The organism is Lysinibacillus sp. JNUCC-52 (assembly GCF_015999545.1).
GTDB lineage: Bacteria > Bacillota > Bacilli > Bacillales_A > Planococcaceae > Lysinibacillus.
The window spans coordinates 3,643,735-3,658,913 of the sequence record NZ_CP065546.1 but is presented as its reverse complement, the minus strand read 5'-3'; the positions used below and the strand labels follow the sequence as shown (position 1 = coordinate 3,658,913).

14 protein-coding genes are annotated in these 15,179 nt (G+C 40.0%); 3 read left to right on the top strand and 11 right to left on the bottom strand.

Annotated features, from left to right (window positions below):
* Nucleotides 1–917 precede the first annotated feature (917 nt).
* On the bottom strand, nt 918–1,757 hold the full coding sequence (bla, locus tag JNUCC52_RS18045) for a subclass B1 metallo-beta-lactamase (RefSeq protein WP_337980495.1): 840 nt from the start codon (nt 1,755–1,757) through the stop codon (nt 918–920).
* 189 nt (nt 1,758–1,946) lie between these two features.
* On the opposite strand from bla, the gene JNUCC52_RS18040 reads away from it, so the two are divergent.
* On the top strand, nt 1,947–2,636 hold the full coding sequence (locus JNUCC52_RS18040; RefSeq protein ID WP_337980494.1) for an FHA domain-containing protein: 690 nt from the start codon (nt 1,947–1,949) through the stop codon (nt 2,634–2,636).
* Between the two features lie 427 nt (nt 2,637–3,063).
* Here JNUCC52_RS18040 and JNUCC52_RS18035 read toward each other — a convergent pair whose 3' ends face one another.
* Nucleotides 3,064–4,038: an MBL fold metallo-hydrolase gene (locus tag JNUCC52_RS18035; RefSeq protein ID WP_337980493.1), complete on the bottom strand. Its 975-nt coding sequence runs from the start codon at nt 4,036–4,038 to the stop codon at nt 3,064–3,066.
* 82 nt (nt 4,039–4,120) lie between these two features.
* Here JNUCC52_RS18035 and JNUCC52_RS18030 point away from each other — a divergent pair, with 82 nt between their 5' ends.
* Complete coding sequence (locus tag JNUCC52_RS18030) at nt 4,121–5,644, top strand: amidohydrolase (protein ID WP_337980492.1); 1,524 nt, start codon at nt 4,121–4,123, stop codon at nt 5,642–5,644.
* 89 nt (nt 5,645–5,733) lie between these two features.
* Nucleotides 5,734–6,504 carry an IclR family transcriptional regulator gene (locus JNUCC52_RS18025; protein ID WP_337980491.1) on the top strand — a complete coding sequence of 257 codons (771 nt, stop codon included), beginning with the start codon at nt 5,734–5,736 and terminating at the stop codon, nt 6,502–6,504.
* On the opposite strand, the gene JNUCC52_RS18020 is transcribed toward JNUCC52_RS18025, so the two are convergent.
* The 9 genes from JNUCC52_RS18020 to JNUCC52_RS17980 all read right to left on the bottom strand — a co-directional run bounded on the left by JNUCC52_RS18020 (nt 6,501) and on the right by JNUCC52_RS17980 (nt 15,177).
* Nucleotides 6,501–7,229 (bottom strand): enoyl-CoA hydratase/isomerase family protein, encoded by a 729-nt coding sequence (locus tag JNUCC52_RS18020; RefSeq protein ID WP_139859698.1) that lies wholly within the window; start codon nt 7,227–7,229, stop codon nt 6,501–6,503. The genes JNUCC52_RS18025 and JNUCC52_RS18020 overlap by 4 nt on opposite strands.
* An 11-nt stretch (nt 7,230–7,240) precedes the next feature.
* Entirely contained in the window at nt 7,241–8,020 is a 780-nt protein-coding gene (locus tag JNUCC52_RS18015; protein ID WP_337980490.1) for an enoyl-CoA hydratase/isomerase family protein, read from the bottom strand.
* Complete coding sequence (locus JNUCC52_RS18010; RefSeq protein WP_337980489.1) at nt 8,017–9,684, bottom strand: CoA transferase; 1,668 nt, start codon at nt 9,682–9,684, stop codon at nt 8,017–8,019. Before JNUCC52_RS18010 ends, JNUCC52_RS18015 begins: the two co-directional genes overlap by 4 nt.
* Nucleotides 9,685–9,697: 13 nt before the next feature.
* Nucleotides 9,698–9,841, bottom strand: a complete 144-nt coding sequence (locus tag JNUCC52_RS18005; protein ID WP_173479504.1) for a hypothetical protein — start codon at nt 9,839–9,841, stop codon at nt 9,698–9,700.
* Nucleotides 9,842–9,989: 148 nt separating this feature from the next.
* Nucleotides 9,990–11,204, bottom strand: coding sequence for a CaiB/BaiF CoA transferase family protein (locus tag JNUCC52_RS18000; RefSeq protein WP_337980488.1), 1,215 nt, complete (start codon nt 11,202–11,204; stop codon nt 9,990–9,992).
* A 15-nt stretch (nt 11,205–11,219) separates the two neighbouring features.
* The gene (locus JNUCC52_RS17995) at nt 11,220–12,392 is read right to left on the bottom strand and encodes a CaiB/BaiF CoA transferase family protein (RefSeq protein ID WP_337980487.1); all 1,173 of its coding nucleotides are present in this window, start codon (nt 12,390–12,392) and stop codon (nt 11,220–11,222) included.
* 12 nt (nt 12,393–12,404) lie between these two features.
* The gene (locus tag JNUCC52_RS17990) at nt 12,405–13,574 is read right to left on the bottom strand and encodes an acyl-CoA dehydrogenase family protein (RefSeq protein WP_337980486.1); all 1,170 of its coding nucleotides are present in this window, start codon (nt 13,572–13,574) and stop codon (nt 12,405–12,407) included.
* Nucleotides 13,575–13,587: 13 nt separating this feature from the next.
* The gene (locus JNUCC52_RS17985) at nt 13,588–14,004 is read right to left on the bottom strand and encodes a Zn-ribbon domain-containing OB-fold protein (protein WP_337980485.1); all 417 of its coding nucleotides are present in this window, start codon (nt 14,002–14,004) and stop codon (nt 13,588–13,590) included.
* A gap of 6 nt (nt 14,005–14,010) precedes the next feature.
* Nucleotides 14,011–15,177, bottom strand: a complete 1,167-nt coding sequence (locus JNUCC52_RS17980; protein ID WP_337980484.1) for a thiolase C-terminal domain-containing protein — start codon at nt 15,175–15,177, stop codon at nt 14,011–14,013.
* Nucleotides 15,178–15,179 lie beyond the last annotated feature (2 nt).

Below are 15,179 nucleotides of genomic sequence, written 5' to 3'. Positions count from 1 at the left end.
TGTAAATTACTCTATTCTTGTCGTTCTACATTTAAGGTATTCTTCTAAATTAAATAGAGCCATCTATAGTTAGATGGCTCTCAGACTGTAGACAAACCCGAGGTTTTTCGAATTTGTCTATCGTCCTTTTTTTAAAAAAACTAATATAGGTGATGACTACTGCGGTTGATTTCCGCTATGGGTGGGCGCTTTCCGCGGGCACATCGTAAGTCGCAACCCTCGCTAGCGCGCGGAATGTCCGCGTCTTACGTTTTGTGCTGTTCCCGCAGGAGTCGCCCACCCTCCGCTGCAATCAAATAGTGTCAACATGCTTTTTCGCAGGACAAAGTTAAAATACAGTACAATTTTCGCATTGATTATAAGGATAGCCGTCTGCTTGAATCATTAAATACATTAGAGGTCTACTGCCGTTGATTTCCGCTACGGGCGGGCGCTTTCCGCGGGCACATCGTAAGCCGCAACCCTTGCTAACGCGAGGAATGCCCGCGTCTTACGTACTGTGCTTTCTGAGCAGGAGTCACCCGCCCTTCACTCCAATCAACTTTATATGAATTTCTAACAGTCTACTATAATCATGGCAAACAGCTTTACAGGGAGGAGATGCTCGAAGAGTATGGCAACACGAAAGTAAGAACCCCTTTTTTACAATAAAAAATAACAAAAGGGAGTAAGATTTCTATTCTTAATCCCTTTTGTCGACAAGCTGTGAGCCATCTATAGTTAGATGGCTCTATTGCTGTCCTATATATAAAATGCATGTTCACTATAATAATTTGTAGCATTTAATGCTCTAAAGATTGCAACAAAGTTATCACATGTGGTTATTGCATGAAACTCTATTTACATCCTAATGCTTGCCTAATTTCAAGATAGAAATAGTTAGAAGAGGCTAACTTCTCACACTTGTTTAAGCTTACTTATTGGTTAGCTAATTCATAGTTTTTTAAGTTATCTATTGTATGCGTGAGAAGCGAAAAATCTCCCCAACTTTTATGCCCAGGAATAACTACTTTTGCGTCTGGATATTTATTAATGAGATTTTGCATTGTATATGGCCACGCATTCATATTTGCTTCGTCGATTATTCCGACATTACCTTGTTCAAGTGCAAAAATCATATCGCCAAATAAAATTTTATATTGAGGTAACCATACAACAATATTATCTCTTGTATGCGCTTCACCTGGATAATATGTCTCTATACTAACCTTCCCTGCTTTAAATACAGGGTTTCGATCCAAGGTAGTTTTAATTTGCGGATAGCCTTCATCCTTCATCATTTTTGCAATAAATGACGTACTTTCAACGGGAATTTTAGCATCCAATAACGCTTGAATCCCCCCTACACGATCAATTTTATGATGAGTAATAATCGCTTTCTTTACACGTTTATGGAAATTTTGGTCAATCATTTTTAATAGTTCATTTGCTAATTGGTCATTCCAAGTAGCATCTATAAGATAAAGACCTTTAGATGAGTTAATAAGCAGACCATTTGCTGGTACTGAAAAGCCATCCATATTTATATAGGTAGTGTGGACCCAAACTTCATCATTTATTTTTGTTAGTTTAACCGTACCATCCTCGTTGCTAATTTCTGTTTGATTTCTGCCTTTAAAAACGCCCTCATTTTCCTCACTTTTAGTAGATGCGTATGTTTTCGATTTTTCTATTGGCAATAAGAAAGATCCAATAATTACTGCGAAACTTAACACACACAATAATGCTTTTTTTGAACTCAATAATTTTTTCATCATGTTTCTAACTCCTCCTTTTCTTTGTTTATTTTAGAAGGAGAGGTTACCTTGTTCAATAACATAACGCTAACAAAACGCTAACAGTAATCAGACGGACTTCTCCTTTTCTGATTCTTTACATTTTAAGTTCATGTGATAAGATACATTTTGCATACTTTAAACAAAATTTGTTCCTTAAGGAGTATAGAGATGTTAGATCAGGATGTTTATATTTCAATAAATAAGGGAGAAACACTTACTAAGCAAAATAGAATTACTATTACAAATAACGAAGTTTTATTAGGGCGTGAAGGGAGCAATTTTACACCTGACGTTGCTTTTATTAGCCAATATATTTCAAGAAAACATGCTTTAATTGGTGTGGAATGTGGAAATTTTTATATTATTGATCTTATGAGTAAACACGGAACAGAAGTTAATTATTCTAGCATTGAGAAGAACAAACCTTTTTTCCTTCACGATATGGATACTATTAGTTTAGCGCAAGGCACTTCTGTTCTTACTTTCCACCATCAGTCGAAGAGCAGTCTCGATAAAACTCTTGAGTTACCTATAATACAAAAGAACAATGTGGATGATTGTATTGGATTAACGATTAATATCGAACGAAGAGAAATACTAATTGACGGTGTTCAAATTTATCTTACAAGTAAAGACACAGGGCTATTTTGGTTGTTACATCAAAATAAAGGTTGTGCAGTAAGTTATGATGAAATCAAAATTACCGTTTGGCCTGAACGCATTTTATATCAAAATGAAAAACCAGACGTAGGACGAGAAGAAATTAATACCCTTGTCTATAGATTACGAAAGAAATTAGGGAAATATGGGGAAAACATTATATCGGTCCCACGGTATGGATATATGTTAGACATATAAGCACTACTCCTACATAATCTACTTTAAAAAAATGAGATGAGATTTGTAACAAGACTACTACCATTGTTGGGATACTGCCCCCCTTTTCGTAATACATCAGCGACGAAAAATATATGGGGCAGCTCCTAACTATGTATGTATCAAACATAATCACTTGCTACCAAAGACGTTTCTTTATAATCCCCCACTTGCTAACTCTGCACAGTCTGTAGCCATTTCACATAAATCCCTTATATACCTTCCTGCCAAAACATTGTCCAAGCGAAGAAGGTCACTATCGCCTTATTCTATTTTCATGCACCCCTTCTAGAAATTTTTTATAATTAGGAAAAAGAACTACCATTGTTTTTTGCGAAAAATAAAAAGAAGTATATCCTTGCCAGTACGGCAAAAATACACTTCATGAAAGATAAAGTGCGCATACGCCTTAACAAAGTGTAAACGGCTTTTCATCTGTCAAACCGCTTCTATAAAAGTTGTAACTTTGACCTTTGCGCTTTCGTATTAAATAATTGCGCTCCATTAAATAATGCACAAAGGTAATCACTTGAATAAAAGCAGCTCCTCGAAGCTCTACAGGCTTATGTGCATACACCTGATTCGTAATTTCCTGTGCTGAGGCACCTTCTTCAGGTATTGCATTTAAAATTTGCTGACATTTGTCAGTATAGTGTGCCATTAATCGTGATACGCGCTCATTAAAGTCTTCAATTTGTGTCCCATGGGCAGGCAATGCATCATGAATTTTTAATTGACCTAAGCTTTCAAATGTCGCCAAATATAAGGCGAGCGGATTTTGCATTTTTGTTGAAGGCATAACAATCGGGTTAATAATTTCTAATAAATGATCCCCTAAAAATAAAACGCCAGCCTCTTTTTCATAAAAACAATAATGATCTGCCGAGTGACCTGGTGTCCAAATTGGCTGCAAATTAAAGGTTTCACTTTCAATCATTTGATGCTCCGAAAAAATAACATCGACATGTACTTGAAATGGTTCGTAACGATTAAATACCGCTGATGCCGCTTGATCTTGCACCATCCCATAATCAGCTAGAAAAGATAAACTGCCATCGTCGGTAATGCCGTTTTCAAAACGTTCCCGTCTGCTTGTTAATTCCTCGTAACTTCGTTGAGACATCCAAATAGTTGCCTCATACTCATCTTGGAGCCATTTTGCCAAACCAAAATGATCAATATGCAAATGTGTGATAAGCACACGGTTAACTTTACGTTCACCAATGACCCGCCGCCATATTTCTTTCGACTCAGCATTATCGTCACCTGTATCAATAATTGTAATTCCAGAAGGCTCTTCAATTACATAGCAGTTAACACTTCGTAAATCATAAGGAATCGGCAATGTAACAACTTGCCAATTTAAAAGCTTTTGATTTTGCATCTTTCCACCTCTACTTAATTATTCTATTATTCTGTCTTTTTATGTTAAGATAATAGCACTTCTTATGGAAAGGAGCCAACTTATGGTACAACAAATCGATTTATTTATTTATAATGCCGTTATCGTAACGCAATCAAAATCTGTAGTAATCGCTACAAGTATGGCCATTCTTAACGGAAAAATCATCGCTTTATTTGGACATAATGATTGTTCACCCTATCGAGCTAAAATAAATATTGATGCACAGCAAAAAGTGATTTTGCCTGGTTTCATCGATGCACATTGTCACTTACAAGCGATGGTTAGCGAGCAGTTTAATATACATATACCGACCTCATACGAAACGAAAGAGACGCTTTTTGCCTATCTTCGTGAGCAAATATCGCTCATTCCAACTGGAAATTGGGTTCGTATTAATGGCTATCATCCTTATCATTTCTCGCAAATAGAGCCTTTCACTATGGCGATGCTAGATGAGCTTTCTACAGAACACCCAATCCGTTTACGTTATGTAACACGACATACATCCGTGTTAAACAGCAATGCCTGGGACTATTTTAAACATGCTTTAGAAAGTCACTCTAAAGAAGGCATTCATTTGGAGCTAAATTCTTTTGGACTGCCTACAGGTATTATTCATGGAGCCGATGCTTTCCTAAACGAATTTGTATTACCGAAATTACCTGAAGCGCAGTGGTTAGCTGGTATAAAAACTTTACAATCAAAACTTCTATCTTTAGGCATTACTACTGTTTGTGATGCATCTGCCACGACATCCGCTTCGCAGCTTACAGTATGGAAAAAAGCGGCTCAACAATTTTGGAAAATTCCCGTTCACTGGATGACAGGTAGCGCTCACTTTGATGACCTTGCAAATCAGCTTCAACCTATACCCATATTTAAACGCAATGCCTTAAAAATTGTATTGGAGACAATGCCAGAAATTTACCCTCGTCAAGATATCGTTGTACACATGATGAAACAAGCATTTCTCGAAAATAGCCCAGTGGCAATTCATGTTGTTAATCCTGAAATGGTTTGGCATGCCATTGATGCTTTACAAACAGTACGTCAGCAACTCCCTGAAATAAAAGGAATTTGCCGCTTTGAACATTTGAGTTTATGTCCCGAAGCTTTTTTTGAGATGTTACATGAAAATCAAATACAAGTCGTCACAAATCCTCCGTTTATCGACGTTCATGGTGATCGCTACATACAGCAAGTAGACGACAGTGAGCACAGTTGGCTTTATCCAGTGAATTCTTTACTACAACACGGTATAACAGTTGCAGCTGGTTCAGATGCACCTGTCGCCCCTATCTCCCCTTGGCTTGGCATGTATGCGTCATGTACAAGGCAAAGTAAGGATGGCTTGCCAGTCAATATGCAAGAGGCTGTGTCAAGCCAGGAAGCTCTGAATCTTTATACAACCCATGCCGCTTTCGTTATTGGTGAACAACAACGAATAGGTCAACTTGCACCAGGCTATGACGCTAATTTTATTATTGTGGAACAGCATCCCTTAAACTGCACATTGGCTCAGCTTCGAAATATGCAAGTATTAGAGACGTGGATTGCTGGTGAGCGACTTTATCATTCTTTATAACAAATATTGTAATTCGTACAATAACTATATATAATAAATAGTTAATTGCTATAATCGCAATTTTCAAAAAACGTAAAGGTGTGAAAACCATGGATAATACAAAAACCGTCCACCGATTAAGTACTGTGGATAATGCCATCTCATTACTCACATTATTTTTAAAATACAAATCCATTGGGCTAGTTGATATTGAGCGTGAACTAAAAATTAGTAAAACAGCGGCATTTCGTTTAGCTGCCACTTTAACTGACCGTGGCATGCTTTTAAAAAATTCGGATAGTAAAACGTATCAGCCAGGGCCAATTATTTTCCAAATCGTCAATCGCTTTCATTCGCCAGATATTGTTTCGATTGCTCAACCGTACATGGTGGAACTAGCAGCTAAAACAAAAGAGTCTGTTTACTTATCAATACGCTCAGGTAATAAACACCTCTTTTTATCGGGGGTTGAGAGTGAACATGCTTTAAAAGTCACTACGCCACTTGGGGAAGAATATGAATTATATTATGGCGCTATCGGCAAATTACATATGGCCTACATGTCGCCAAAAGATTTACAAACGTATTTTAATCGCACTACCTATATCCAATATACAGAAACTACACTTGATATTGAACTTTTTAAGCAACAGCTCTCCACCATCAAGCAAGACGGTTATGCTTGGAGCCTCGGTGAGCGAGCAGATGGTATGATTGGCGTTGCCGCGCCTATTTGGGGTAATAGTGAAGAGCCTTTAGCTGCACTCACGATTCTCCTCCCGCTTGCCCGTTATCATGAGGACATCAAAGAACAGATGGAAAAAATTGTACAAGAATACACAGCAAAAATTACACAAGATTTTCTTGAACAACAACACTAGCCATTTGCGATGACCTTTTGCTTATAACATTCCTTAACAAGGGTTTGTTCAAATGCAAGCCCTTGCTCTAAAGATCGATCCATCCCACTAGAAATGAGCCGTTTAATTTGCTGTGCTGTTTTAGAATACGTCGTTATACGCTTCATAAAACGCATTACTTCATCAAATAAATGCTCTTCTGGAAAAATGTCTGTGACAATTTGACGAGCCTTCGCTTCCTCTGCCGATAAATAATAACCTTTCATCGCAAAATCTATCGCCCAACCATGTCTCATTAAACGGGGTAGGCTTTGTGTCCCTCCAGCGGCTGGTAACATCCCTAGCGCACATTCAGGCAACGATATTTTTGTTTTCGGTGCTGCAAAACGAAAGTCGCAAATCATCGCCATCTCTATTCCTGAGCCAACAGCAAAGCCATGCAAAATAGCGGCAATCGGCTTTGGACATCGGCGGAATTCCTCCCATATATCATGCTGAATCCGAATTTTCCGTTTCTCAATAACAGAAGGGATTGTGCCAAATTCCTTTAAATCTGCGCCTGCGCAAAATCCTTTGCCATTACCACGTAATATAACGCCATCGATTGTAGGATCAGCTTGTACTGCTAAAATTTGTTCATACAATGCATCACGCATCGCCACACTAACGGCATTTAATTTTTCAGGATGATTCAATGTAATAATAGCTATATTTTCATCTCTCTCTAATAAAACGATTGATTCCATGTAATCGCCTCCTACTCCCCAATAAAATGTGGCTTGCGCTTCTCTAAAAATGCTTCAACACCTTCCATACGATCACGTGAAGTTTGTAATAATAAATAAACATCTAACTCTAAACGTAACCCTTGCTCAAATGGTAGCTCACTACCACGGTATAAGCATTCCTTCGTATACTGTAATGATAAAGTAGAAAGCTCGCTTAGACGCAGTCCTTCAGTACAAGCCGTTTGCCATAGCTCCTCACGTGGCACTTGTGTTGTAGCTAAACCTAGTGCAATCGCTTCTTGCGCATCTACAGTAGACTGACCTAGCAAGACATTCATCGCTGCGCCTTTACCAATTAGTCTTGGCAATCGCTGTGTAATGCCCCCTGCTGGTACTAAACCGTAAGCTAATTCAGGTACCGCAAATTGCACATCTTCCGCAATAATCCGAATATCTGCAATACAAGCAAAACTAAATGCTAATGATGTGCATTGCCCATGGATGGCCATAATAATTGGATATGGGAGCTTTGCCCAAAGTTCAAGTACGTCTGTTGCAAGACTTACTGTCTGATATTGTTGTGGAACATCTTCCTCTGAAAATGCAGGGAGTCTACTGCCAATTGAAAACTCATCTGCACTCGAACCGACAACAACTACCTTAATATTCGTTGCATCACGCAAATAAATAGCGATATCTCGCAACTCTTGAATAAAGGGTGCATGCCATTCATTTTGTGTTTTACTGTCTACTAGTTGTATGTAGGCGATGCCTTGCTGTTGGGTTATATTAATAAATTGATAATTCATAATGTATCCCTCTTTTCTTTGGAATAATGTGACTTGTAAAAAGCAGTATGCTCACCAAAATAAGGTGCTCTTTCTTTCTGTTCGTGCCATGAACTTAGTGTTTCTTCTATTATATTGTCATCACAGTTATTCATTGTGTTGACACCTGATGCATCCGAAGTAGGCTCATAAGGAACCCAAGCAACCAGCGTCGCTACTTCATATTGCGAGACATCAATCATATAGGCCGCATACGTTGTCGTTTGTTCATACAAAGCAAGAGCAATCGAAAAGGCACCGATAACACCTGCCAACATATCACTAATAGAAAACAGAGGAAGCGTAGGTGTCCCTGTATGATCTACTGTTTGTGCGACGATTCCACCCATTGACTCCAATGTCGAGCCATAGCCTACATAATCTCGAAAAGGTCCTGTTTGACCAAATGCGGATAACGATGCATGAATAATTGATGCATTGTGTAGCTGTAGTACATCATCCGTCAAGCCAAAATTCACCATTACACGTGGGCTAAAATTATTTACGACAATATGGCTGTCTTCTATGAGATGTAATAGAACCTCTTTATCTGCTTCCACATTCAAATCTAGAACGACTGATTTTTTATTGCGATTTAGCTCTTCAAAAAAAGGAGTTGATCCCGACTTACCGCGAATGCCATCTGGACGATGGGGCGCTTCAATTTTAATTACTGTCGCTCCTAAATCCGCAAATAAACGTGTACAATACGGGCCAGCCCACATCGCTGTCATATCCACAATTTGCAACGCCTTAAAACTGGTAAAAGAAAAGGACTGGTTTGCTGCCAGCCCTTTTGACATAATCCATGGGGAGCGGATGATGCGTTGTTGTTCAATAAAACCTCGACTTTTATGTTGGGGACATTGTATTACTTCCTGATGCGATTGGACACTAGCAAAAGGTAATCTAAACGTTTGCCCGAGTGTCATTAGCTCTTGCCGTAACTGACTGGAACTCCACTTACTTAGTGAAGCCTCGATAGTGCTTTTTTGCAACCGTCGTTCCAATTGTGTTGTACAAGTTGGTAAATCTACTTGTGCCCAACGGGTTAAAAATGCCCACTGTTCATCACTAGGCGCACCAATGAACAGTGGACCATCCACAGCAGGGGTTAGGATCATCGGCACAATCTCTTGTTCTTCTTTTGTAAACAGGCGACCATGTAGTGCACTCGCTAAAATGGAGGCAACATGTACAACTACTGTGGCACCGCGTTGCCCTTCAAGTAACTGACAAACTGAGACAAAAGCAATATGAGCTGCCACTAATATAGAGGCGGGGAAACCTCCGATGGCAATAGAAGGGGATGATTCTTGCTCACTTTCCTTAAGCCAGCCAGCTTTCACTTGTAGTTCACGCTCATCACCTGTTTGAAAAGATTGAAAGTTAATGAATATTGTGACTGCCTGTGGAAAACACGCTGCTCTCCACTTACGATCTTCCGTTAGTACAATATCCCATTCACTCCCTGTTTGTACCGATGATGTAAGCACCTTCTGTGAATCACAAAAGAAAGGTTGCTTCACACTTACTTTTTCGACATATGCTCCTTGCTGCCGTAATAATTCAGCAGCATAACTCGTTGCAAGCGTTGTTGAAAGTTCCAGTATTCGACAGCCCTTAAGTGTTTGCTGCTTCATCATACGACCTCCTATCTTAGTCCGCTGTTGGTAATGCGACGGGCTTTTTCACCTGCATATTTTTATCGCAACATTGTACAGAACCTTCACCGGATTTGATGCACATTACTTCACTCCCACATTCCAAACATTCAAAGCGTTTTCCTAATTGATTCGCCATCGTACATCACTCCTTACTTTTTCTCACTAATCTTTTGCCCACAGCAAGTTAATTGTCCTTCACCGATTTTCATCATAATGAACTCGCTTTGACATTTTGGGCATGTGAATTTCGTACCGATTTTAATAGTCATTTACGCTCCCTCCCTTTAGCTAAGCATTTGACTGCCGATAATATTTTTTTCTAGCAAGCGATTATAATCTTCCTCTGAAAGTTGTAATAACTCCTTAAATACATATTCATTATCCTGACCAAGTAATGGCGCGGGTGCTTTATGTAAAACACGTTCATTGTTCCATTTAATTGGCCAAGACGGATATAGATGTGTTCCTACATACGCTCGTGTTACTTCTTGAAACATATTTTTTAAAAATGGATCATGCTCCATTTCATGCACTTCCAATACAGGACCTGCTGGCACACCGACTTTTTGGAGACGTGATGCAATTGCATGATGTGTTTCATGCTGCGTCCACTTCGAAATAATGGCATCCAATTCATCATGCGCTGCTATGCGCCCTGCTACTGTCTTGAAACGCTCATCCTCTAGAAGCGATTGCGCATTCATTTCTTGGCATAAGTTTTGCCATTCCTCATCTGAAGTGATGGAAATCGCAACCCAACTATCTTTGCCTTGAGTACGGTATACACCTTGTGGAGCAATTCCTGGCTGACGATTGCCTACACGACTCCAATTTTCACCATTCAATATAAAGTCTGCAATAGGTGCACCCATGTAATTCACACAGCCTTCATTTTGCGCAAGCTCAATTTCCTGTCCTTCACCAGTACGATCGCGATGCTCTAATGCAATTAACAAGGCAGCCGCCGCATGAAAGCCTGCTAATACATCTGCAACGCCAAGTACAGTCATCGGTTTACCATCTTGGTAACCATTTAATTGTGCAATACCCGATAACATTTCAAATGTATAAGCAAATCCAGGTTGGTCACGATATGGCCCTGTTTTCCCGTAGGCTGGCATTGAAAGCATAATCACATCTTTCTTATATTGAGATAGCACGTCATATGTTAAATGAAAGTTTTCCATCACACGTGGTGTATAGTTTTCAATAACAATATCGCATTTTTCCATCACCTTTTTAAAATACGCTTTTCCCTCTTCATCATTTAAATTAAGCGTTGCACCTAATTTATTATGATTGGCAGCGTTAAATTGTGGACCAAACTCCCACCAATCTTCCTTCGGGGAAGTTAACATAAAACGGAAGCCATCTGGTGATTGAATAGATTCCAACTTTATAATTTCCGCACCAAGTGCACCGAGATAAGATGTACACATTGGGCCTGACCACCACATCGACAAATCTAAAATGCGTACTCCCTTTAATGGTTGATGCATATGATTTCACCCTTTCTAGACTTGTGTACTTTTATCATAAAATGGTTTGAATGTTTTTTCGTTATGCTCACCTAGCAAAGGAGCGCTTGTACGAATCGACCAAGGTGTTTTCGACATTCGGAAAGGTGCACCAGGTTGCTTCATGATGCCAAGCTCTGGATGATTGACCTCGACGAAAAATTCACGTTCTACATACTGATCTAAGGATAGTAGGTCTTCAAAAGTCGGAACAAGCGTTACAGGTACACGCCATTCATTGCCTAAAGCAAGCACTTCCTCAGTCGTACGCTCCATTAAAAACGCATCAAGACGCTCTTGAAAAATGTCCTTATGCATTAATCGCTGAGGTAACGTTGTAAAACGCTCATCTTCTACCCAATCATAAGCCTCAATCATAAAGCAGAACCCTTGCCAATGTTGACCTGTCAGAACACTTATGCCGACATGCCCATCCTTACATTGTTCAATGCCTGGCAGCATAACATAACGTCCTTCATACTTAAAAATACTTGTCGGATAAGAGTTTTGAACAGTTGGATAGGAACGCTGTAATAAACCCATTTCTGCGATGGATATATCTAAATGTGCACCTATTCCAGCTACACGTGCCCCTCGACATGCCGCAATAGCGGAGGAGGCGGCAAATGTACCAGTGATATACTCTAAAATACGTAATTGTCCTGCTGCACGAACTGGCTCTCGATTCGGCTCACCAACTGAAGATAAAAAACCGCTCATTGCCTGCGTAATAATCTCTGTTGCCTTATAATGCGCAAACTCTCCCTGTTGCCCAAAGTTTGAAATCGATACCATAACAAGCTTAGGATTAATCGCCTTTAACGTTTCATAATCTAAGCCTAGTCGCTGCATCACACCAGGCGCAAAGTTTTCAACAAGTAAATCCATATCCTTCACTAATTGCTTAATAATACGTATACTATGCTCGGATTTTAAATCGAGAGTAATACTTTGCTTATTATTATTTAAATAAGCAAATAAACCGCTCGCATTTAAATTTTCCTCATTATTTTTAAAGGGACCCGCTGCTCTTGATGGATCTCCTGTTTCAGGACGTTCCACTTTAATGACTTCAGCCCCATAATCCGCCAATATTTTGGTACAATACGGTCCTGCAATATGCCAGGACAAATCGAGTACTTTCAGATGTGTTAATGCTGTTTGTGTCATCTACTCCCCCCCTTACATACTAGATACTTTTGAAGGTTCTTCTTGCTTTATGGACAACCATTCACCTAGATTGTGCAGATGAACTTCTGATGAACCAAACGCTAGTTGTTGCCCTTTGAAGCGACGGTAACAAAACTGTAATGGGTAGTCATAATCAATCCCCATTCCACCGTGCAGTTGATGGGCACCTGTTACTACCTTTTGCCCTTCCTGGCTAAGCCAAGCTTTTGCAATGGCTACTTCTGTTTTCGCATCTTTGCCTTCTACTAATCTTGAAAAGGCATGAAAGGCTGCTAGACGACCACCTTCAACAATTGTTAACATATCCGACATGCGATGTTGAACCGCTTGGAACGAACCGATCGGTACATTAAATTGATGACGCTCCTTCACATAATCAGAGGTAATATCAACTGCTCGGCTGAGTACACCTGTCATTTCAATAGACTTTAATGCAGTCGCAAATGTTAGCATATCGCTTGCTACACGGAACCCTTCTCCAGCCTTTCCTACGATTTGCTCCACGCTTACTTCTACATGATTGAACTGCACTTCACATAAACCGTCTGCACTAATCGTTGGAATGTCTTTCACTTCAATTCCTTTTGTAGCCTTATCAATAAGGAAAACTGTCAAACCTGCTTCTGACCCAACAGCACCCTGATCTGTACGAGCTACAACAAATAGTTTTTCAACTGACTGTGCAAATGGAACAAATAACTTCGTGCCATTTAACACATATTTGTCGCCCGCAAAAACCGCTTCTAGTGTCAAATGCTCCAATTTGTTATGAGCATGTGGCTCTGCAATCGCATAGCTGACCTTTTGTTCGCCACTTGTAAATGCAGGAAGCAAAGTTTCCTTTTGTGTCTCCGTACCATGTGTAAGTACTGGCATGACACCACTTACGATTGTGGAGAAGAAAGGACCTTGGAATAAGCCCCAACCCGCTTCCTCCATGACAATCGCTAAATCTAAAAAGTCTCCATCAAAGCCTCCATATTGCTCTGGCACAACAAGACCGACAAAGCCCAAATCTACCAGTTCGGTATATAGCTTCTCTGAAAAATGATGTGGATTTTTTTCAAAAGCGTGTAGTTCCTCCAATGCACACTTCTCTTTAAAAAACTTGCGTGCAGTTTGTTTAAACTCTTTTTGAATATCATTTAAATGAAAATCCATTTACGACCCCTCCTCATATTTTTTTAAACTTAATAAGAGATAAGTCTTCATAGACCTGATCGTCTACGACTACTTCTACAGGCATACCGATTGCCAATTCATCTGGGGCAGCGTCCAGCATATTGCCAACAATTCTTGCACCATTTTCTAATTCAACTAATACTACTTCGTACGGTGTTTGAAATCCTGGGTGTACCGAACGGTGATACACAACATAAGAATAGATTGTTCCTTTCGTAGGCGTTTCTACCCATTCCAAGTCAAAACTATGGCAGTTATAACAAATAGGACGCGGTGGATGTAACACTGTACCGCACTTACAACATTGTTGAAAATGTAGTTTCTTTGTTTCCCGAAGCTTGTGCCAAAACATTTCCGTATCTTCATTCATATTTGGCTTTGGCGTGCCAATACCCGTATATTGCACCATATTGTTTTACCCCCTTCTTAAAATGAGCCCACTTGTTGGCACACATGTACCACCTGTAACAAGCACATTTTCTACGTTATCTATTTGTGTTGTGGATGTACCACGAATTTGACGAACACCTTCTGTTATTAAATTCATGCCATGTAAATAACCTTCCGACATTAAGCCTCCTGCTGTATTAATCGGTAACTCCCCGTGACGATTAATGCGCGTGCCGCCTTCACAAAACGCAACCCCTTCGCCTCTACTAACAAAGCCAAGTGCTTCCAGTTGCATCGGAATTAATGGACTAAATGCATCGTAAATCTGTGCCACATCAATGTCCTGCGGTGTAATACCAGCTTGCTGGAATAACTTTTTACCTGATGCTTCTACTTCATGCAAAAACGTAATTTCATCGCGGTAATAACTCGTCATCACTTCTCCATTTGTAGACATTCCTTGGCTCGCGCCAGCTATAATCGCAGGCTTTTGCCTTAATGCTTTTGCACGCTCTGGCGTTGTTACAATAACTGCAATGGCACCGTCCGTACTTAAACAGCAATCATGGCGACGCAATGGCTCGACATTAATTGGCGATTCTAAGTATTCCTCCATCGTCATTTTGCGATGATGAAAAATAGCATTTGGATTACGGTTCGCATTTTCACGATTAACTAACGGTGCCCACGCTAGCTGTCCATCCTTTATGCCATATTCATGAATGTAGCGGTTGGCAAACATCGCTACCCATGACACAGGTGTTAATAAGCCATATGGATGATACATGCCCATGTTCAAATCTCCACTTACACGTGTTGGCTCGAAATCGCCATAACGCATCGGACCAGATGCATCACGAATGGACCGTACACAAACGACATAGTTCGCCATACCCGATGCGACAGCTGCCGCTGCACTGGCAACCGTGCCACAACTCGCACCACCACCATATGGAATTTGATTGAAGTAGCTTAAGTTAGGAATGCCAAGTGCACGTACTATATCTATTTGAGTCGCACTATCCATCGTATAATTGACCATGCCATCGATTTCGTTTATAGCTAAACCTGCATCCTCTGCTGCAGCTAGAATCGCTTCAAGAGCCATTCTTAATTCCGTTCTTCCACAATTTTGACTAAATTCCGTTTGTCCAATTCCTACAATTGCTGCTTTCCCTTGAATCGTTTCCACAC

Coding starts and splice junctions, on each gene's coding strand:
- bla (WP_337980495.1), bottom strand. CDS start 1,757: ATGATGAAAAAATTATTGAGTTCAAAAAAAGCATTATTGTGTGTGTTA.
- JNUCC52_RS18040 (WP_337980494.1), top strand. CDS start 1,947: ATGTTAGATCAGGATGTTTATATTTCAATAAATAAGGGAGAAACACTT.
- JNUCC52_RS18035 (WP_337980493.1), bottom strand. CDS start 4,038: ATGCAAAATCAAAAGCTTTTAAATTGGCAAGTTGTTACATTGCCGATT.
- JNUCC52_RS18030 (WP_337980492.1), top strand. CDS start 4,121: ATGGTACAACAAATCGATTTATTTATTTATAATGCCGTTATCGTAACG.
- JNUCC52_RS18025 (WP_337980491.1), top strand. CDS start 5,734: ATGGATAATACAAAAACCGTCCACCGATTAAGTACTGTGGATAATGCC.
- JNUCC52_RS18020 (WP_139859698.1), bottom strand. CDS start 7,229: ATGGAATCAATCGTTTTATTAGAGAGAGATGAAAATATAGCTATTATT.
- JNUCC52_RS18015 (WP_337980490.1), bottom strand. CDS start 8,020: ATGAATTATCAATTTATTAATATAACCCAACAGCAAGGCATCGCCTAC.
- JNUCC52_RS18010 (WP_337980489.1), bottom strand. CDS start 9,684: ATGATGAAGCAGCAAACACTTAAGGGCTGTCGAATACTGGAACTTTCA.
- JNUCC52_RS18005 (WP_173479504.1), bottom strand. CDS start 9,841: ATGGCGAATCAATTAGGAAAACGCTTTGAATGTTTGGAATGTGGGAGT.
- JNUCC52_RS18000 (WP_337980488.1), bottom strand. CDS start 11,204: ATGCATCAACCATTAAAGGGAGTACGCATTTTAGATTTGTCGATGTGG.
- JNUCC52_RS17995 (WP_337980487.1), bottom strand. CDS start 12,392: ATGACACAAACAGCATTAACACATCTGAAAGTACTCGATTTGTCCTGG.
- JNUCC52_RS17990 (WP_337980486.1), bottom strand. CDS start 13,574: ATGGATTTTCATTTAAATGATATTCAAAAAGAGTTTAAACAAACTGCA.
- JNUCC52_RS17985 (WP_337980485.1), bottom strand. CDS start 14,004: ATGGTGCAATATACGGGTATTGGCACGCCAAAGCCAAATATGAATGAA.